General features: G+C 68.3%; 22 protein-coding genes. 8 read left to right on the top strand and 14 right to left on the bottom strand.

The window, feature by feature from the left end; translation table 11 throughout:
• Positions 1–57: 57 nt before the first annotated feature.
• Both AWC02_RS18145 and AWC02_RS18140 read left to right on the top strand, forming a co-directional pair.
• Positions 58–753 carry a cutinase family protein gene (locus AWC02_RS18145; protein WP_085130063.1) on the top strand — a complete coding sequence of 232 codons (696 nt, stop codon included), beginning with the start codon at positions 58–60 and terminating at the stop codon, positions 751–753.
• Between the two features lie 59 nt (positions 754–812).
• Positions 813–1,448, top strand: coding sequence for a cutinase family protein (locus AWC02_RS18140; RefSeq protein ID WP_085130062.1), 636 nt, complete (start codon positions 813–815; stop codon positions 1,446–1,448).
• Between the two features lie 3 nt (positions 1,449–1,451).
• Here AWC02_RS18140 and truA read toward each other — a convergent pair whose 3' ends face one another.
• From truA to infA, 8 genes are all read right to left on the bottom strand, one after another.
• Positions 1,452–2,327: a tRNA pseudouridine(38-40) synthase TruA gene (gene truA / locus AWC02_RS18135; RefSeq protein ID WP_085130061.1), complete on the bottom strand. Its 876-nt coding sequence runs from the start codon at positions 2,325–2,327 to the stop codon at positions 1,452–1,454.
• Positions 2,299–2,862 carry a 50S ribosomal protein L17 gene (rplQ, locus tag AWC02_RS18130; protein ID WP_085130060.1) on the bottom strand — a complete coding sequence of 188 codons (564 nt, stop codon included), beginning with the start codon at positions 2,860–2,862 and terminating at the stop codon, positions 2,299–2,301. Before rplQ ends, truA begins: the two co-directional genes overlap by 29 nt.
• A 59-nt stretch (positions 2,863–2,921) precedes the next feature.
• A complete protein-coding gene (locus tag AWC02_RS18125) occupies positions 2,922–3,965 on the bottom strand; it encodes a DNA-directed RNA polymerase subunit alpha (protein ID WP_085130059.1) in 1,044 nt (347 codons plus the stop codon).
• Positions 3,966–4,036: 71 nt separating this feature from the next.
• Positions 4,037–4,642, bottom strand: a complete 606-nt coding sequence (gene rpsD, locus AWC02_RS18120) for a 30S ribosomal protein S4 (RefSeq protein WP_046318641.1) — start codon at positions 4,640–4,642, stop codon at positions 4,037–4,039.
• A gap of 24 nt (positions 4,643–4,666) precedes the next feature.
• Complete coding sequence (rpsK, locus tag AWC02_RS18115; protein ID WP_046189661.1) at positions 4,667–5,077, bottom strand: 30S ribosomal protein S11; 411 nt, start codon at positions 5,075–5,077, stop codon at positions 4,667–4,669.
• Positions 5,078–5,082: 5 nt separating this feature from the next.
• Entirely contained in the window at positions 5,083–5,457 is a 375-nt protein-coding gene (gene rpsM, locus AWC02_RS18110) for a 30S ribosomal protein S13 (protein WP_046318640.1), read from the bottom strand.
• A gap of 203 nt (positions 5,458–5,660) precedes the next feature.
• Complete coding sequence (gene rpmJ / locus AWC02_RS18105; protein ID WP_046318639.1) at positions 5,661–5,774, bottom strand: 50S ribosomal protein L36; 114 nt, start codon at positions 5,772–5,774, stop codon at positions 5,661–5,663.
• A 55-nt stretch (positions 5,775–5,829) separates the two neighbouring features.
• Positions 5,830–6,051, bottom strand: coding sequence for a translation initiation factor IF-1 (gene infA, locus AWC02_RS18100; RefSeq protein WP_003418601.1), 222 nt, complete (start codon positions 6,049–6,051; stop codon positions 5,830–5,832).
• Positions 6,052–6,352: 301 nt separating this feature from the next.
• On the opposite strand from infA, the gene AWC02_RS18095 reads away from it, so the two are divergent.
• Genes AWC02_RS18095 through AWC02_RS18085 form a run of 3 tightly spaced genes read left to right on the top strand, consistent with a single transcriptional unit; the run spans position 6,353 to position 9,207 of the window.
• Entirely contained in the window at positions 6,353–6,847 is a 495-nt protein-coding gene (locus AWC02_RS18095) for a hypothetical protein (RefSeq protein ID WP_085130129.1), read from the top strand.
• 21 nt (positions 6,848–6,868) lie between these two features.
• Complete coding sequence (locus tag AWC02_RS18090; RefSeq protein ID WP_085130058.1) at positions 6,869–8,326, top strand: flotillin family protein; 1,458 nt, start codon at positions 6,869–6,871, stop codon at positions 8,324–8,326.
• 23 nt (positions 8,327–8,349) lie between these two features.
• Complete coding sequence (locus AWC02_RS18085; RefSeq protein ID WP_085130057.1) at positions 8,350–9,207, top strand: LLM class F420-dependent oxidoreductase; 858 nt, start codon at positions 8,350–8,352, stop codon at positions 9,205–9,207.
• 15 nt (positions 9,208–9,222) lie between these two features.
• Here the strand turns inward: AWC02_RS18085 and AWC02_RS18080 are convergent, their stop codons facing one another.
• Positions 9,223–9,651 (bottom strand): DUF1398 family protein, encoded by a 429-nt coding sequence (locus AWC02_RS18080; RefSeq protein ID WP_085130056.1) that lies wholly within the window; start codon positions 9,649–9,651, stop codon positions 9,223–9,225.
• 96 nt (positions 9,652–9,747) lie between these two features.
• On the opposite strand from AWC02_RS18080, the gene AWC02_RS18075 reads away from it, so the two are divergent.
• The 3 genes from AWC02_RS18075 to rfbC are packed head-to-tail and all read left to right on the top strand — an operon-like array spanning position 9,748 to position 11,814.
• On the top strand, positions 9,748–10,173 hold the full coding sequence (locus tag AWC02_RS18075; protein WP_085130055.1) for a MarR family winged helix-turn-helix transcriptional regulator: 426 nt from the start codon (positions 9,748–9,750) through the stop codon (positions 10,171–10,173).
• 53 nt (positions 10,174–10,226) lie between these two features.
• A complete protein-coding gene (gene rfbB / locus AWC02_RS18070) occupies positions 10,227–11,243 on the top strand; it encodes a dTDP-glucose 4,6-dehydratase (RefSeq protein ID WP_085130054.1) in 1,017 nt (338 codons plus the stop codon).
• A gap of 1 nt (position 11,244) precedes the next feature.
• A complete protein-coding gene (rfbC, locus tag AWC02_RS18065; RefSeq protein ID WP_085130053.1) occupies positions 11,245–11,814 on the top strand; it encodes a dTDP-4-dehydrorhamnose 3,5-epimerase in 570 nt (189 codons plus the stop codon).
• Between the two features lie 21 nt (positions 11,815–11,835).
• Here rfbC and AWC02_RS18060 read toward each other — a convergent pair whose 3' ends face one another.
• The 5 genes from AWC02_RS18060 to AWC02_RS18040 are packed head-to-tail and all read right to left on the bottom strand — an operon-like array spanning position 11,836 to position 16,688.
• Positions 11,836–13,281 carry an NAD-dependent succinate-semialdehyde dehydrogenase gene (locus AWC02_RS18060; protein ID WP_085130052.1) on the bottom strand — a complete coding sequence of 482 codons (1,446 nt, stop codon included), beginning with the start codon at positions 13,279–13,281 and terminating at the stop codon, positions 11,836–11,838.
• On the bottom strand, positions 13,281–14,798 hold the full coding sequence (locus AWC02_RS18055; protein WP_336385679.1) for an aldehyde dehydrogenase family protein: 1,518 nt from the start codon (positions 14,796–14,798) through the stop codon (positions 13,281–13,283). Before AWC02_RS18055 ends, AWC02_RS18060 begins: the two co-directional genes overlap by 1 nt.
• 2 nt (positions 14,799–14,800) lie before the next feature.
• A complete protein-coding gene (locus AWC02_RS18050; RefSeq protein ID WP_085130051.1) occupies positions 14,801–16,249 on the bottom strand; it encodes a carotenoid oxygenase family protein in 1,449 nt (482 codons plus the stop codon).
• 12 nt (positions 16,250–16,261) lie between these two features.
• Positions 16,262–16,489 carry a lipoyl domain-containing protein gene (locus AWC02_RS18045; RefSeq protein ID WP_046319999.1) on the bottom strand — a complete coding sequence of 76 codons (228 nt, stop codon included), beginning with the start codon at positions 16,487–16,489 and terminating at the stop codon, positions 16,262–16,264.
• Between the two features lie 10 nt (positions 16,490–16,499).
• Positions 16,500–16,688 (bottom strand): ferredoxin, encoded by a 189-nt coding sequence (locus tag AWC02_RS18040; RefSeq protein ID WP_085130126.1) that lies wholly within the window; start codon positions 16,686–16,688, stop codon positions 16,500–16,502.
• Between the last annotated feature and the right edge of the window lie 3 nt (positions 16,689–16,691).

Below are 16,691 nucleotides of genomic sequence, written 5' to 3'. Positions count from 1 at the left end.
GCACGGCTTTCCACAGACCGGTCGGTATCGAATTTCGGCTTGGGTACCATCTCGGGTATGCGTTTTGCTCCGTTGAACAGCATTTTTTCCGCGGTCCTGATGGCTGGCGCACTATTGGCCCTGCCGGCGGCGGCACCCGGCATGGCTCCGAGTGCCACCGCCTACGACTGCCCGGACGTCGAGGTCATCTTCGCCCGCGGTACCAGCGAGCCGCCGGGCGTGGGACGGGTGGGCCGGGCCCTCATCGACTCGCTGCGTCAGCAGACCTCCAAGAGAGTCGACGAGTACGGGGTCAACTACCCCGCGGGCCGACTGCAGCTGGGCGGCGGAGATGGAGCCAACGACGTGATCCGGCGGGTCAAAGACGCCGCGAACGTGTGTCCCAACACGCAGCTGGTGCTGGGCGGCTACTCCCAGGGCGCCTCGGTGATCGACATCGTCACCGGCACGCGGGTCGGCGGCATCAGCTGGGGCAACCAGCTGCCCGCCGAATACGCCAACCAGGTGGTGGCGGTCACCACGTTCGGTAACCCCGCGATCCGGGCCGGCGGTCCGATCAGCGTGCAGAGCGCCCTGTTCGGCGCCAAGGCGCTCGACCTGTGCAATCCGGGCGATCCGATCTGCCATGACGGACCCGGCAACGAGTGGACCGATCACACCGACGGCTACATTCCTGCCCTGACCAGCCAGGCGGCCAACTTCATCGCCGGACGGCTGCGGGCCGCGGGGCCGGTGTCGGCGCTGGCACCGTGACCGGGCCCACGCCAGTTTAGTTAGTTCATCAAGGCTTATTTTCGCTACTATCGCCCACCATGAAGGAACTGCGCATCCTGGCCTCGGGTGCTGCCGTGGCAGCGCTGCTGTTGGACCCCACCGCGTCGACCCTGCCGGAGGCCGCGGCCGACGGCTGTCCCGATATCGAGGTGGTCTTCGCCCGCGGAACCAACGAACCGCCGGGCCTGGGCCGGGTCGGCGAAGGCCTGGTGAGCGCGCTGCGGAGCCGGACCGGCCGATCGGTCGGCGCCTACGCGGTGAACTATCCGGCCAGCTATGACTTCGGCCGTGCCGCCGACGGCGCCAACGATGCCAGCGCGCACGTGATGTGGATGGTGCAAAACTGCCCCAACACCCGCCTGGTGCTCGGCGGCTACTCGCAGGGCGCCGCGATCATCGACATCGTGGCCGCGGCACCGGTGCCCGGTTTCGGTTTCACCTCGCCATTGCCGCCCGAGGCCGCCGAGCACGTCGCGGCCGTCGCCGTGTTCGGCAATCCCTCGAACAAGATCGGGCAACCGCTGACCAACAGCCCGGTGTACGGGTTCAAGACCATCGATCTGTGCACCGACGGCGATCCGGTCTGCTCCCCCGGCCGCAATTTCGCCGCGCATTCGGGCTACACGCCCTCCATGACCACCCAGGCGGCTTCGTTCGTCGCCGGTCTGCTGTGACGTTCAACGGGTCCGTAGGTCCCGGGTGATGACGGTGCGGGCTCCCAGCTGGTCGTCGGGCGGGTAGTCGACGCCGACCAGCGTCAGCCCCCGCGCCGGCGCGGCGGTGAAGTCGCTGGAGCGGCGTTGCGCATTCAGCAGTCCGGCGCACCACGCGGGGTCGCGGCGGTGCTCACCGACCGCCAGCACCGCCCCGACCAGGGACCGCACCATCGACCAGCAGAACGCGTCGGCACTGACATGCGCGGTCACCAGATCCCCCTCGCGCACCCAGTCCAGACGCTGCAGGTCCCGGATGGTGGTGGCACCCTCGCGATGGCGACAGAACGCGGCGAAGTCGTGGAGCCCCACCAGAGCTCGGGAAGCCTGCACCATCGCCTCGACGTCCAGCGGACGCGACCACGCGGTGATGTAGCGGGCCTGTTGCGGCACCACCCCGTAGGGTGCGGTCGACAGCCGGTAGGCATAGTGACGCCGCAGCGCCGAGAACCGGGCGTCGAAATCGGCAACGGTGCGTTGCACTCGCAGCACCCGCACGTCGATCGGCAGGAAACGCGCCAATCGCCGTGTCAGGGCCAAGAACTCCGGTTCACCATCACGGCGGGTCCGCGAATACGCGTGCGGCAGCGCCGCAGTCGGGATGTCGAGGTGGGCCACCTGCCCGGTGGCGTGCACACCGGTGTCGGTGCGTCCGGCCGCGAACAACCGCACCGGAGTGCGGAACACGGTCGTCAGGGCCTCATCGAGTACCCCGGCGACCGTGCGCTGGCCCGCCTGAACCGCCCATCCGGCGAAATCGGTGCCGTCGTAGGCGATGTCGAGCCGAAGCCGGACGACTTCGGCCGAATCGTCAGGATTCGTCGGTACCCTCGGCCGCATCGGTGGCCTCGGTGGCCTCAGCAGCCTCGGTGGCTTCGGCCTCGGTCGCCTCGGCGGCCGGCTCTTCGACCTTCTCCTCGGCTTCGGCCTTGGCGGGCTTCTCGGCCTTCTCTGCCTTGGCAGCCTTCTCCGCCTTGGCCGCGGCCCGGCGGGCGCGGTCGGCCTCCGACGTCACGGTCTTCTCCCGAACCAGCTCGATCACGGCCATCGGGGCGTTGTCGCCCTGACGCGGCTCGACCTTGATGATGCGGGTGTAGCCACCGTTGCGGTCCGCGAAGTGCGGAGCGATCTCGGCGAACAGCGAGTGCACCACGTCCTTGTCGCGGATCTTCTTGAGCACCTCACGCCGGTTGTGCAGCGTGCCCTTCTTGGCGTGCGTGATCAGCTTCTCGGCGTACGGCCGCAATGCCCGCGCCTTCGGCTCGGTCGTCTTGATCCGGCCGTGGGTGAACAGCGAGGTGGCCAGGTTGGCCAGCAACGCCTTCTGGTGCGAGGACGAGCCGCCGAAGCGGGCACCCTTGGTGGGCTTGGGCATGGGGTCTTCTCCTAAATGGGGCCGACCCCCGTATCAGGTAGGGCCGGGACGGAAATTCTTTACAGCTGTTCGGTTTCGGCGTAGTCCTGCTCGTCGTAACCGGTGTCAGCCGACCAGGTGCCGGTGGCAGCGTCGTACCCGGCAACCTGCGACGGGTCGAAGCTGGCCGGGCTGTCCTTGAGCGACAGGCCGAGCTGGTGCAGCTTGACCTTGACCTCGTCGATGGACTTCTGGCCGAAGTTGCGGATGTCGAGCAGGTCGGACTCGGTGCGGGCGACCAGCTCCCCGACCGTGTGCACACCTTCGCGCTTGAGGCAGTTGTAGGACCGCACGGTCAGGTCCAGGTCGTCGATCGGCAGGGCGAACGACGCGATGTGGTCGGCTTCGGCCGGCGACGGGCCGATCTCGATGCCCTCGGCCTCCACGTTGAGTTCGCGCGCCAGACCGAACAGCTCGACCAGGGTCTTGCCGGCCGAGGCCAGCGCGTCCCGCGGGCTGATCGAGTTCTTGGTCTCGACGTCGAGCACCAGCTTGTCGAAGTCGGTGCGCTGCTCGACGCGGGTGGCCTCCACCTTGTAGGTCACCTTGAGGACCGGCGAGTAGATCGAGTCGACCGGGATCCGGCCGATCTCGGCGCCGGACACCTTGTTCTGCACGGCCGGGACGTAACCGCGACCGCGCTCGACGATCAGCTCCACCTCGAGCTTGCCCTTGTCGTTGAGCGTGGCGATGTGCATGTCGGGGTTGTGCACCGTCACGCCGGCCGGCGGCACGATGTCACCGGCGGTGACCACACCGGGGCCCTGCTTGCGCAGGTACATGGTGACGGGCTCGTCCTCCTCGGAGGACACGACCAGGCCCTTGAGGTTCAAGATGATGTCGGTGACATCTTCCTTCACGCCGGGCACGGTGGTGAACTCGTGCAGCACGCCGTCGATGCGGATGCTGGTGACGGCCGCGCCGGGGATCGACGACAGCAGGGTGCGCCGAAGCGAGTTACCCAGGGTGTAGCCGAAGCCGGGCTCGAGGGGTTCGATGACGAACTGAGACCGGTTCTCGGCCACAACCTCTTCGGACAGGGTCGGACGCTGCGAGATCAGCATGGTGTTCTTCTCCTTCTGGCACCCGCTATTTGATGCCGGTGGGGGCTACTCGGGGTCGGACCCCGAGCCGATTACTTCGAGTAGAACTCGACGATCAGCTGCTCGGTGAGCGGCACGTCGATCTGGGCGCGCTCCGGCAGCTGGTGGACCAGGATGCGCTGACGCTCCCCGACCACCTGCAGCCAGCCCGGGATCGGGCGGTCGCCGGCGAGCTCGCGGGCGATCTGGAACGGCACGGTGTTGATCGACTTGTCCTTGACGTCGATGATGTCGTACTGCGACACCTGGTAGCTGGGCACGTCGACCTTCACACCGTTGACGGTGAAGTGGCCGTGGCTGACCAGCTGGCGGGCCATCCGGCGGGTACGGGCCAGGCCGGCGCGGTAAACCACGTTGTCCAGCCGGCTCTCCAGGATGCGCAGCAGCTCCTCGCCGGTCTTGCCGCCCCGACGGACGGCTTCCTCGTAGTAGCGACGGAACTGCTTCTCCATCACGCCGTAGGTGAAGCGCGCCTTCTGCTTCTCCTGCAGCTGCAGACGGTATTCGCTTTCCTTGATCCGCGCGCGACCGTGCTGGCCGGGCGGGTAGGGCCGCTTCTCGAATGCCTGGTCGCCGCCGATGAGGTCGACGCCCAGACGGCGGGACTTGCGGGTGGCGGGTCCGGTGTAACGAGCCATGTTGTTTCTCCTCCTCGAACCCGACTAGACGCGACGCCGCTTGGGCGGACGGCAACCGTTGTGCGGCTGCGGGGTGACGTCGGAAATCGCGCCGACCTCCAAGCCGGCGGCCTGCAGCGAGCGGATCGCGGTCTCGCGGCCCGAACCCGGGCCCTTGACGAAGACGTCGACCTTCTTCACGCCGTGCTCCTGAGCCTTGCGGGCGGCGTTCTCGGCGGCCAGCTGCGCGGCGAACGGCGTGGACTTGCGCGAGCCCTTGAAGCCCACGTGGCCCGACGACGCCCACGCGATCACGTTGCCCTGCGGGTCGGTGATCGTCACGATCGTGTTGTTGAAGGTGCTCTTGATGTGAGCGGCACCGTGCGGGATGTTCTTCTTTTCCCGCCGCCGGGTCTTCTGACCCTTCTTGGGGCCGGTCGCTTTCTTCGGTGGCATGACGATTACCTGGCCTTCTTCTTACCGGCGATGGTGCGCTTGGGGCCCTTACGGGTGCGCGCGTTGGTCTTGGTCCGCTGGCCGCGCACCGGCAGACCGCGACGGTGCCGCAGGCCCTGGTAGCAGCCGATCTCAATCTTGCGACGGATGTCCGCCTGCACCTCGCGGCGCAGGTCGCCCTCCACCTTCAGGTTGCGCTCGATGTAGTCACGCAACTGGGTGAGCTGGTCGTCGGTCAGGTCCTTGCTGCGCTGGTCCTTGTCGATACCGGTCGCGGCCAGGATCTCGCCGGCACGGGTACGGCCGATGCCGTAAATGTAGGTCAGCGCGATCTCCATGCGCTTATCGCGCGGCAGGTCGACGCCCACAAGTCGAGCCATGGGGGCATGCCCCTTTCATCTTCGTTACGGAGGTTGTGATCCCAGCCCGTTCCCGGCCGACTGCTCCGGGGCCCGGCCTCCGATCCGGGCGTGTGTGAGCGGCCTATCCGCTCACTGGTACTGGGAGGTCTGCATTCAGTTGTGACTGATGCCCGGCAACGCCGAGCTGATGATCCGTGTCGCTGGGGAGCGCCGTTCGGCCGCTAGCCCTGACGCTGCTTGTGGCGCGGGTCCGCGCAGATCACCATGACCCGGCCGTGCCGACGAATCACCCTGCACTTGTCGCAGATCGGCTTGACGCTGGGGTTCACCTTCACGGCTGCTCTGGTCCTGTTCTCATCGCTGGTTGACGTGTTTCGACGGCGTCGGGAGCTACTTGTACCGGTAGACGATGCGACCCCGGGACAGGTCATAGGGAGACAACTCCACGACTACCCGGTCTTCGGGCAGGATACGGATGTAGTGCTGCCGCATCTTGCCGCTGATGTGGGCGAGCACCTTGTGACCGTTCTCCAGCTCAATGCGAAACATCGCATTGGGCAGGGGTTCGACCACTCGACCCTCGACCTCGATTGCGCCGTCTTTTTTGGCCATTACGCTCCGGCGATCCTCCGTGTCTGACTTATTCTTCGTCGCATGTGCATGCGCCCGTCGCGGCGCAGCATCGACTACGACTGCAAAACGTGGGCCGGTGACAGGAAATTCTCGGCTCAACACCAAAAACTTCAGACTGGGCACGCAAGAGTCGACGCGGACGCCGCACCGTCGACCTACGATACCCGCATCCGCCTCCCACGCCAAAATGCCGCATTAATACAGGCAGCGACATGCGAGGATGACCCCGACGGACGGTGCAGCCACCGCCTGCCGGTCGCCGTTGGATCTAGGAGGCGTGGTGACGATTGTGTACCTGGCGGCATTCGCCGTCGGCGCGATCGCACTGCTGGTCGCCGTGCTGCTGACCGACGTCGGGCACGACGGGATGCCGTTCCTGAGCCTGACCGGGATGTCCGCCGCTCTGGTCGGAGCGGGTGCCGGCGGGCTGGTGGGGACCTGGGCCGGGTTCGGCGCGCCGGCCGCAGGTGCGCTGGGGCTCGGCACCGCGGTCGCGTTGGTCTGCCTTCTGCAGGGCGTGGCGCTGCCGTACCTGCGCCGCCAGGAAGCCAACTCTCAGCACGGGCGGTCGGCCTACATCGGCCTGTTGGGCACGGTGACCCTCGACGTGCCGCCCGGCGGGTGGGGTGAGGTGGCGTTCGTCGACCCCGACGGCAACCGGGTCCGGTCGCGGGCCGTCAGCCCGGAGCCGCTGACGCTTGCCAAAGCGACCCGTGTCTACATCGCCGATGTCGACGCCGACTACCTGCACGTCGTGGCAGTACCCCCTCAGTAACCGGCCGGAGAGGCAGTAACCATGTCACTTGTCCTGATCGTGAGCGTCGGCGCTGTGGCAGCACTGCTGCTGCTGGTCGGGTTGCCGATGATCTATGTCCGCAACTATGTGAAGGTCCCGCCGAACGAGGTCGCGGTCTTCACCGGGCGCGGGCAGCCGAAGGTGGTACGCGGGGGCGCCCGGTTCCGGATGCCGGGTATCGAACGGGTCGACATCATGAGCCTGGAGCCGTTCAACGTCAGCATCAACCTGCAGAACGCGCTGTCCAACAACGGGGTGCCGGTCAACGTGGAAGCCGTCGGACTGGTCCGGATCGGCTCGGCCGACGAGGCGGTGCAGACCGCCGTGCAGCGCTTCCTGACGTCGAACCTCGACGATCTGCAGCGCCAGATCAATGACATCCTGGCCGGCAGCCTGCGCGGTATCACCGCGACCATGACCGTCGAGGATCTCAACTCCAACCGCGACACGCTGGCCCGCAGCGTGGTCGAGGAGGCCGGCACCGACCTCGCCCGCATCGGCATGGAAGTCGACGTCCTCAAGATCGCCGGAATCTCCGACCGCAACGGCTATCTGGAATCGCTGGGTCAGCGCCGCATCGCCGAGGTGAAACGCGACGCCACCGTCGGCACCGCCGAGGCCGAGCGGGACGCCCAGATCCAGTCGGCCAAGGCCCGTCAGGAGGGGGCGGTCGCCCAGGCCGAAGCCGATACCGCGATCGCCGTCGCCAATCAGAAGCGCGACGTCGAGCTGGCCCGGCTGCGCGCCCAGACCGAGGCCGAGAACGCCCAGGCCGACCAGGCCGGCCCGCTGGCGCACGCCCGCGCCGAGAAGGATGTCGGCATCGCCGTCGAGCAGGCCGAGGCCGCCCGGGTGCAGGCCCGCATCGAAGTGGAGCAGCGGCGCGCCGAGCAGGCCCAGGCCGCTCTGCAGGCCGATGTGATCGCCCCCGCCGAGGCGCAGCGCCAAGCCGATGTGGCCCGCGCCGAGGGCCAGCGCCAGGCCGCGATCCTGGCGGCTCAGGCCCAGGCGGAGGCGGCCCGGCAGGCCGGCGAAGCCCAAGCCGACGCGCGCAAGGCGGCCGCCGAGGCGCTGCGGGCCGAACGCCAGGCCGAGGCCGACGGCTTCAAGGCCAAGCTGCTCGCCGAAGCCGAGGGCAAGAAGGAGATCGCCAACGCCCTCAACAGCTACAGCGCGGAGGCGGCCCGGATGCTGATGCTCCCCGATGTGCTGACCTCGGTGGTTGCGGCCACCCAGGCCGCGGCTGCGCCGCTGTCCGACATCGAACGGCTGTCGATCGTCGGCGGCGCCGGCGATGCCCAGGATGCGCTCGGCGGTCTGCTGGGTATCAGTCCGTTGGGCATTGCCAAGGTGCTGGAGACGCTGAAGGCATCCGGGGTGGACGTCGCGGCCATGCTGCGTCCGCCTGCCACCGAACCCGCACCCGTGCCCAACTCGCATCCACTGCCCACCGAGTAACTGCGACCAGCACAGGAGTCACGATGTCGGAGACGTTCGCACTCAAACCCGACCTGGGCCGCTACGCGGTGTGGACCTTCGGGTCCCCCACGCCTGAGCAGGCCGCCGAGATCGAACGGCTGGGCTACGGCGCCATCTGGGTCGGCGGCTCGCCGGCCGCGGACCTGGCGTTCGTCGAACCGCTGCTGGAAGCGACGTCGACTTTGCAGGTCGCCACCGGAATCGTCAACGTTTGGACGGCGGCGGCGGAACCGGTCGCCGAGTCCTACCACCGCATCGAAGCCGCCTACCCGGGGCGGTTCCTGCTCGGCATCGGAGTGGGGCACCGCGAGGCCACCGCCGAGTACCGCAGTCCCTATCGCACCCTGAACGAGTACCTGGATGCCCTCGACGCGGCCGGCGTGCCGACCAGCCGCCGGGTGCTGGCCGCGCTGGGCCCCAAGGTGCTGGAGCTGGCGGCCCGGCGCAGCGCCGGGGCGCACCCCTATCTGACCACCCCCGAGCACACCGCGACCGCGCGCGAACTGATCGGACCGTCGGTGTTCCTGGCGCCCGAGCACAAGGTGGTGCTGTCCACCGACGCGGCCGCGGCCCGCGAGACCGGACGGGAGGCTGTCGGCTTCTACCTGCGACTGTCGAACTACGTCAACAACTGGCACCGGATGGGTTTCGGCGACCGCGATCTGCGCGCACCCGGAAGCGACCGGTTCATCGATGCGGTCGTGGCGCACGGCAGCGCCGAACAGATCGCCGCCCGGCTCGACGAGCACCTGCAGGCCGGCGCGGATCAGGTGACGATCCAAGTGCTGGGCGGCTGGGAGCGCCTGGTGCCGACGCTGAAGGAGCTGGCCGGCCCGCTGGGCCTGACACCGCGCGACTGACGATGGGCACCGGGTCTAGGCCGGCGTGGCGGGGGCAAGAGTGACCGCCGGATAGCTTTCGACGTAACGGCCGTCCGGTGCGCCGAAGTAGGTGCAGGTGCGTTTGATCGTGTCGACCTCGTAGCCGACCACGCCCGCCGCCCAGCAGCGGCGGAGGAACTCCGGGAAGCTGATCGCGCCGGCTTTGTCGGCGTCGATCGCCGCGATCAGGGCCTGCTGGTCGAATTCGGCCACCGCGACCGGCTCGGTGTGCAACGGATTTCCCGGCTGATAGACGACGCCACCATCCATCTCATAGAGCGCACCGCCGGAAGCGACGTCGAAGCGATTCCGCCGCACGCCGGCCAGGCGCAGAGCCTCGGCCAGATGCGGGAATCCGTGGGTGCGGGGTTGCACGCGCATCCCGTGACGCTGCGCGCGGGCCAGTCGCTCAACAGTGTTCATGTGCACTCCTCGCCCACGATCGCCTCAATTGGGCATTATCCTGTCATAATGACAGCATGCTGTCATTATTCGGGGTGGGGGCAGCCGGGAGTTCCGATGCATGATCCGATGGCGACGCTGATTGCCGACCTCTACCAGGCAGCCGGCGCGGCGAGGCGGCGCGGCGAGCAGATCGCGAAGGCCCAGGGCCAGACCCAGGCACGTTGGCAGGTGCTCTCGGTCTTCAGCGACGGTCCGCGCACCGTGGCCCAGGCGGCCCGACGCCTCGGAACCGCGCGTCAGGCCGTCCAGCGGGTCGTGCACGAGCTCGCCCGGCAGGGCCTGCTCAGCGCCCATGACAACCCCGATCACCGCACCGCGCCCCTGTTCACCCTGACCGACGACGGCGCGCAGATCCTCGGGCGGATGGACAGCGCGGCGGCCGTGGCGCACAGCGCCCAGCTGGCAACGATGGGCGCTGACGAAGTGGCCCGGCTGCAGAGCGCCCTGCGTCGGCTGATCGCCGTCCTGGAGCAACCGTGACCGCCGGGCAGCAGCCCAGACGTAGCCCGGCCGCCGCCGGTTATGGTTTCCCCATGCGTCTGCTGGTGACCGGTGGCGCCGGATTCATCGGCGCCAACTTCGTGCGCGGCACGCTGGCACAGCGTCCGGGCACGTCGATCACCGTGCTGGACGCGTTGACCTACGCCGGCAGCCGTGAATCGCTCGACGGCCTCGACAGCCGCTCCGACGAGTTCCAGCTGGTACAGGGCGACGTCACCGATGCGGCGCTGGTGTCCAAACTGGTCGCCGAGCTGGATCCGGCGACCGACGCGGTGGTGCACTTCGCCGCCGAAACGCACGTGGACAACGCGCTCGCCGACCCGGAGCCGTTCCTGCGTTCCAACGTGATCGGCACCTTCACCGTGCTGGAGGCGGTGCGCGCCCATCAGGTGCGGCTGCACCACGTCTCCACCGATGAGGTCTATGGCGAGCTGGCGCTCGACGACCCCTGCCGGTTCACCGAGACGACGCCCTACCGTCCGTCCAGTCCCTACTCGTCGACCAAGGCCGCCGCCGATCTGCTGGTGCGCTCCTGGGTGCGTTCCTATGGGGTGCGGGCCACGATCTCCAACTGCTCCAACAACTACGGGCCGTATCAGCACGTGGAGAAGTTCATCCCGCGCCAGATCACCAATCTGCTGACCGGGCGCCGGGCCAAGCTATACGGCAGCGGTGCGCACGTGCGCGACTGGATTCACGTCGACGACCACAACAGTGCGGTCTGGCAGATCCTCACCGGCGGCCGCATGGGGGCCACCTACCTGATCGGCGCCGACGGCGAACGCGACAACCGCAGTGTGCTGCAGACCATCCTGCGGCTGATGGGCCACGACCCCGACGACTTCGACCACGTCGCCGACCGGCCCGGTCACGATCTGCGCTACGCCATCGATCCGTCGGCGCTGCGCGACGAACTGGGCTGGCGGCCCCGGCACACGCAGTTCGAGGCCGGCCTGCGCGACACCATCGACTGGTACCGCGCCAACGAAAACTGGTGGGGACCGCTCAAAGAGGCCGCCGAGGCCCGCTACACCGCGCTGGGGCGCTGACGTGGACGCGCGGGCACTGACGATCCCCGGCGCCTGGGAACTCACCCCGGCCCAGCACGCCGACGACCGCGGCGTGTTCTTCGAATGGTTCACCGACCGCGCGTTCACCGCGTTCGCCGGGCACCGCTTCGACCTGCGCCAGGCCAACTGCTCGGTGTCGCGCGCCGGCGTGCTGCGCGGCCTGCACTTCGCTCAGCTGCCGCCGGGGCAGGCCAAATACGTGACCTGCGTGTCGGGTTCGGTCTTCGACGTGGTCGTCGACATCCGGGTCGGCTCCCCGACCTATGGCCGCTGGGACGCCGTGCTGCTGGATGCCACGGAACGGCGATCGGTGTATCTTTCCGCAGGACTTGCCCACGGATTCCTTGCCTTGCAAGACAATTCAACGGTCATGTATCTGTGCTCGGCCGAGTACGCTCCGCAGCGCGAGCACACCATCTGCGCCACCGACCCGGAGATCGGCATCGAGTGGCCCGACCGGCATCCCCTGGTGCTCTCCGAGCGGGATGCGGGCGCGCCGTCGCTGGCCGACGTGCGGGCCGCCGGGTTGCTGCCCAGCTGGGACCAGTAGCCCCGCTGCCGCCCAGCCCGCTCAGGTCAGCGCGATGTACTTGGTCTCGAGGTATTCCTCGATGCCCTCCGAGCCGCCCTCGCGGCCCAGCCCGGACTCCCTGATCCCGCCGAAGGGTGCCGCGGGGTCGGAGATGATGCCGCGGTTGACCCCGACCATCCCGCTTTCGACCCGCTCGGCCACCCGCAGTGCCCGATCCAGGTCGCGGGTGTAGATGTAGGCGGCCAGCCCGAACTCGGTCGCGTTGGCCGCGGCCACTCCCGCTTCTTCGCCGTCGAATCCGGCGATGGCAGCGACCGGCCCGAACACCTCCTCGGTGAGCAGCCGGGCCGCGGAAGGGATCTCGGTCAGCACGGTCGGCGGATAGAAGTAGCCCGGTCCCGCCACCGGCTGCCCACCCAGCAGCAGGGTCGCGCCCCGGTCCACCGCGTCGTCGACCAGTTCGCCGACCTTGCTGCGCTGCCGTTGGTTGATCAGCGGGCCGACGTCGACGCCGGCCTGCGTGCCGTCTCCGAGGGTCAGCTTCGCCATCCGGGCGGTGAGCTTGGCGGTGAACTCCTCGAGCACCGCATTGTCGACGTGAATGCGGTTCGCCGCGGTGCAGGCCTCTCCCCCGTTGCGCATCTTCGCGGCCAGGGCGCCTTCCACCGCTGCGTCCACATCCGCGTCGGCGAACACCACGAACGGGGCATTGCCGCCGAGTTCCATCGACGTGCGCAACACCCGGCCGGCGGCCTGTGCCAGCAGGCTCTTGCCCACTGCGGTCGATCCGGTGAAGGTGAGCTTGCGCAGTCGGGGATCGGCCAGCAGCGGCCCGGACAACGCGGGCGCATCCGAGGTGGGCAGCACCGACAGCACGCCCTCGGGCAGCCCGGCTTCGGCCATCACCTCGGCGAAGAGCAGCATCGTCAGCGGGGTGTCGGGCGCAGGTTTGACGATCATGGTGCAGCCGGCGGCCACTGCGGCGGCCACCTTGCGCGTTCCCATAGCCAGCGGGAAGTTCCACGGTGTGATCGCCAGCGTCGGACCGACGGGCTGTTTGGCCACCAGGATCCGGCCGTTGCCCGAGGGCGCTGCGGTATAGCGGCCGTTGATCCGGACCGCCTCCTCACTGAACCACCGCAGAAACTCTGCACCGTAGGTGACCTCGGCGTGACTCTCCGCCAAGGGCTTTCCCATTTCCAGCGTGATCAGCAGCGCGAACCGGTCCCGGTACTGCTCGACGAGTTCGAATGCGCGGCGCAGTATCTCGGCCCTGCGCCGGGCCGGCGTTGCCGCCCAGGCACCCTGGGTGGCGGCGGCAAGGTCCATAGCCCGCGCCGCGTCGGCCGGGCCGGCGTCGGCGATCTCGACCAGAGCCTCTTCGGTGGCCGGGTTGTACACCGCGAAGCGACCCCCGCCGGCCGCCGGCGTCGCCGTCCCGCCGAGCATCAGCTCGGTGGGTGCCCACGTCACACTGGTTTCCATCACTGGCCTTTCCTGAACGGCAGTCTGCGCCGGCCCCGACCGTCGAAGATCCGCATGAGCGTCGTCACCAGACGGGCGCGGGACTTCGAAGCGGGGTACCACAGCGGTTCACGTTTCATCTCCGGACCCCGGGGAACCAGGATCGCTTGTTGGCGACAGTATTTGCGGATTCCGGATGCACCGCCGAAGCGGGCGCCCATCCCCGAGTTCTTCCAGCCGCCCATCGGCACCGCGAAGTTGACCAGGTTGGCGAACGCATCGTTGATGTTGACCGCACCGACCTCCAGCTGGCGGGCCACCCATTCACCGCGCTGGCGATCCCCGCACCACACGGTGGCCGACAGGCCATAGTCGGAGTCGTTGGCCAACCGGATCGCCTCGTGCTCGTCGGCCACCTTGATCACCGGCAGCAGCGGCCCGAACGTCTCCTCGGTCATGCACGTCATCGAGTGGTCGACGTCGACCAGTACGGTCGGCTCGAAGAACGCCCCGGACTGTGCGGGTCTGCCTCCGGTCAGGATTCGCGCCCCGCGCGCCACCGCATCTTCGACGTGCCGCGTCACGATGTCGCACTGCCCGGGCGTCGCCATGGCCCCGATGTCGAAGTCGAACCCGCGGCCGTCGTGTCCCTGCCGGAGTTCTCGGACCTGCTTGACCAGGCAGTCCACGAAGCGGTCGTACACCCGCGCCTCTACGTAGACCCGTTCCACCGAGATGCATACCTGCCCGGAGTTGAACAGGCCTCCGTAGACGATCCCGGCCGCCGTTCGGTCGATGTCGGCGTCGGCCAGCACGATCGCCGGATCCTTGCCGCCCAGTTCCAGGCTGCACGGCTTGAGCGATGCCCCGCACGCCGACGCGATCGCCCGCCCGGTCGCGGTGGATCCGGTGAACTGCACGTAGTCGACCTCGTCGACGACCGCTCGCCCGGTCTCCACACCGCCGGTCAGCACCTCAAACACCGGCGGGGCACCGATCTCCGCCCAGCCGCGGGCCAGTTCGCAGGCGCTCAGCGGGGTCACCTCCGACGGCTTCACCAGCACTGCGGCGCCGGCCATGAGCGCCGAGAACATGTCGAAGCACGGGTTGAGCAACGGCAGGTTCCACGGCGTGACGATGCCGATCACCGGGTAGGGCCGGTACCGGGTGATCAACCGCTTCGTCAGCCCGATCGGGCTGTGCGGGGTGGGGCGCTCCTCGGCCAGGAACCCACCGGCGTTGCCCGCCCAGTATTTGGCCAGGTCGATCGCCGCGGGAACCTCGATCGCCGCATCGAAGCGGGTCTTGCCGGTCTCCGACTGCACCACGTCGGTCAGCTGCGCCGAGTGGTCGATCAACCAGTCCTGCAGGCGCAGCAGCCATTCCGCACGGGCGGCGAAGCCGAGCTGCTCCCAGTGCGGCTGGTGCCGGCGCAGCCGGCGCACGGCCTCGCAGACCTCGGCGCGTGAGTGATCGGCGACCTGTCCGACCACCAGCCCATCGGCGGGGTTGCGAACGTCGATCAGGGGTGCGGGCACGGCTATCCCAGCGCCTGCCGGTAAAGCGGGCTATCGGTGCTGTAGTAGTTGCAGTGGAATCCGCTCGGGATGCGGAACGGGATGCGCACCCGCGCCAGCGGCCCGTCCGCGAGGTTGCCGGCGTCGAACACCACCAGCTCGGTCTCGGCGGCACCGGCCCGGTGCACCAATGTCACTGCATAGCCGTCGGATTCGTCACGCCCGCCGACCCGGGGAGCGAAGATGAGCTCTCCGGCGGCAGCTCCGTCACCGAAGTGGTAGACGTCCTCGGTCCCGGTCTCGGTGTCGACGCGCAGCACCGAATCCATGCCGTCGGCGCGACCGTCGACCGAATGCAGGTTGCTGTTGGCGAAGACGTTTCGGCTCGGACGGGTCATCATCCGGTCGTCCGGACGCGGGAACTGGATGTCGTGGTCGCTGATGATCCGCTCGTCCACCACATCGGTGCCCGCGCTCGGGTCGATCGTCCAGCGACGCAGGCTCTGCTGGGTTTCGGCGTGCGAGCGCCGGTTGCCGTGCACGTCGGGAAACAGCGCGGTCCCTTCCGCGGCCGCCACATCGGCGATGATGCGGCCGTTGTCCTCCCACACGTTGGCCTGATGCATCATGTGCCGCGGCGCGGCTTCGAACCAGCGCACGTCGGCCGCCGATCCGGTGCGCGGCATGACGCCGAGTTTGGTGGGCCGTTCCGGGTCCCAGGCCACCATCGGCCCGCCGGCCATGGCCCGCTGCACGCTGATGTCCAGCGGTGTCACCGGAAAGACCACGTGGTTCTCGGTGACGAAGAAGGTGTGCATCAGGGTCTGATGCGGTATCGGAATGACCTCGTAGCGCAGCAGATCCCCGTCCGAACCCACCACCTCGTAGTGGATCGCCGGTTCGTCGCCCGGCCGGTAGGGCACCGAGCCGATGTTGATCAGCTCACCGGTGGTGTAGTCGACCGTCGGATGCGCCGAGAACGTGGTGGTGATCGCCCCGCCGTAGTGCTCTTCGCCGATGGTGTCCAGGGTGCGCGGCTCCAGCCGGACCGGTGGCGCGCCCTCCATCAGCGCCAGTAGGCGCCCGCCGTGCAGGATGATGTTGGTGTTGGCGGTGTTGTAGCGGGTACCCCGGGCCAGCGGGTCGGTCGTCGCCGGATTGTCGAGCACCCCGAACAGCCGCCGGCCGTGCTTGAGCTCCAGCTCCAGTTTTTCGGTGCGGACCCAACGGCTGCGCATGGACACCCGGCCGTCTTCGATGAAGAACGCGTAGACCATGCCGTCGCCGTCGAACCAGTGGTAGTCCTCGTCGGTCGGCGGATACAGCGGCTCAGCACCGTTGCGGTAGAACACCCCGGCCAGGTCATCGGGAAGCTCGCCCTCGACGAACAGGTCGGGAGCACTGACTTCCATCCGGTTGGGCTGGTGATGCCCGGTCAGAAACGGACTTTCCCGAAAACGCGGGTCAGCCATCGATGACTCCGTTCATTCGATGGCACCCAGTGGGGTGCCTACCGGATAGGTTTCGTCCGCTTGGACGGCGCCATGGCGCAGAATACCGGCGCACGGGGCCGGGATGTCGGTCTCGACCTTGTCGGTACCCACGGTGTAGAGGTCCTCGCCCTCGGCCACCGGATGACCGTCCGGGACCAACCAACCCATGAACGTGCCCTCGGTCATCGTGACGTCGAGTTTGGGCATTCGGATATCCATCGCGGCCTTCCTATTCGCTGATGTTGAGTGCCTGGCTCGGGCAGGCGGCCACCGCCTCGGCGACCACCCCGTGCCGGCTGGGCGGAATGGGCTCGGCCGCATGGGCCAGCCCGTCGTCGCCGACGGCGAAGACGTCGGGGGCCAGCGATTCGCAGATCCCGTGGCCGACGCAACGGTCTGGGTTGACAGTGACTTTCACGGT

Origin of the sequence: Mycolicibacter engbaekii (genome assembly GCF_002101585.1) — a bacterium.
GTDB lineage: Bacteria > Actinomycetota > Actinomycetes > Mycobacteriales > Mycobacteriaceae > Mycobacterium > Mycobacterium engbaekii.
This window is presented reverse-complemented; position numbering and strand designations above follow the sequence as displayed.

Coding starts and splice junctions, on each gene's coding strand:
- AWC02_RS18075 (WP_085130055.1), top strand. CDS start 9,748: ATGCATGATCCGATGGCGACGCTGATTGCCGACCTCTACCAGGCAGCC.
- AWC02_RS18125 (WP_085130059.1), bottom strand. CDS start 3,965: ATGCTGATCTCGCAGCGTCCGACCCTGTCCGAAGAGGTTGTGGCCGAG.
- AWC02_RS18090 (WP_085130058.1), top strand. CDS start 6,869: ATGTCACTTGTCCTGATCGTGAGCGTCGGCGCTGTGGCAGCACTGCTG.
- rplQ (WP_085130060.1), bottom strand. CDS start 2,862: ATGCCCAAGCCCACCAAGGGTGCCCGCTTCGGCGGCTCGTCCTCGCAC.
- AWC02_RS18085 (WP_085130057.1), top strand. CDS start 8,350: ATGTCGGAGACGTTCGCACTCAAACCCGACCTGGGCCGCTACGCGGTG.
- AWC02_RS18050 (WP_085130051.1), bottom strand. CDS start 16,249: ATGGCTGACCCGCGTTTTCGGGAAAGTCCGTTTCTGACCGGGCATCAC.
- rpsM (WP_046318640.1), bottom strand. CDS start 5,457: ATGGCTCGACTTGTGGGCGTCGACCTGCCGCGCGATAAGCGCATGGAG.
- rpsD (WP_046318641.1), bottom strand. CDS start 4,642: ATGGCTCGTTACACCGGACCCGCCACCCGCAAGTCCCGCCGTCTGGGC.
- rfbB (WP_085130054.1), top strand. CDS start 10,227: ATGCGTCTGCTGGTGACCGGTGGCGCCGGATTCATCGGCGCCAACTTC.
- AWC02_RS18045 (WP_046319999.1), bottom strand. CDS start 16,489: ATGGATATCCGAATGCCCAAACTCGACGTCACGATGACCGAGGGCACG.
- AWC02_RS18060 (WP_085130052.1), bottom strand. CDS start 13,281: ATGGAAACCAGTGTGACGTGGGCACCCACCGAGCTGATGCTCGGCGGG.
- infA (WP_003418601.1), bottom strand. CDS start 6,051: ATGGCCAAAAAAGACGGCGCAATCGAGGTCGAGGGTCGAGTGGTCGAA.
- rpsK (WP_046189661.1), bottom strand. CDS start 5,077: ATGCCACCGAAGAAAGCGACCGGCCCCAAGAAGGGTCAGAAGACCCGG.
- AWC02_RS18080 (WP_085130056.1), bottom strand. CDS start 9,651: ATGAACACTGTTGAGCGACTGGCCCGCGCGCAGCGTCACGGGATGCGC.
- AWC02_RS18140 (WP_085130062.1), top strand. CDS start 813: ATGAAGGAACTGCGCATCCTGGCCTCGGGTGCTGCCGTGGCAGCGCTG.
- AWC02_RS18145 (WP_085130063.1), top strand. CDS start 58: ATGCGTTTTGCTCCGTTGAACAGCATTTTTTCCGCGGTCCTGATGGCT.
- truA (WP_085130061.1), bottom strand. CDS start 2,327: ATGCGGCCGAGGGTACCGACGAATCCTGACGATTCGGCCGAAGTCGTC.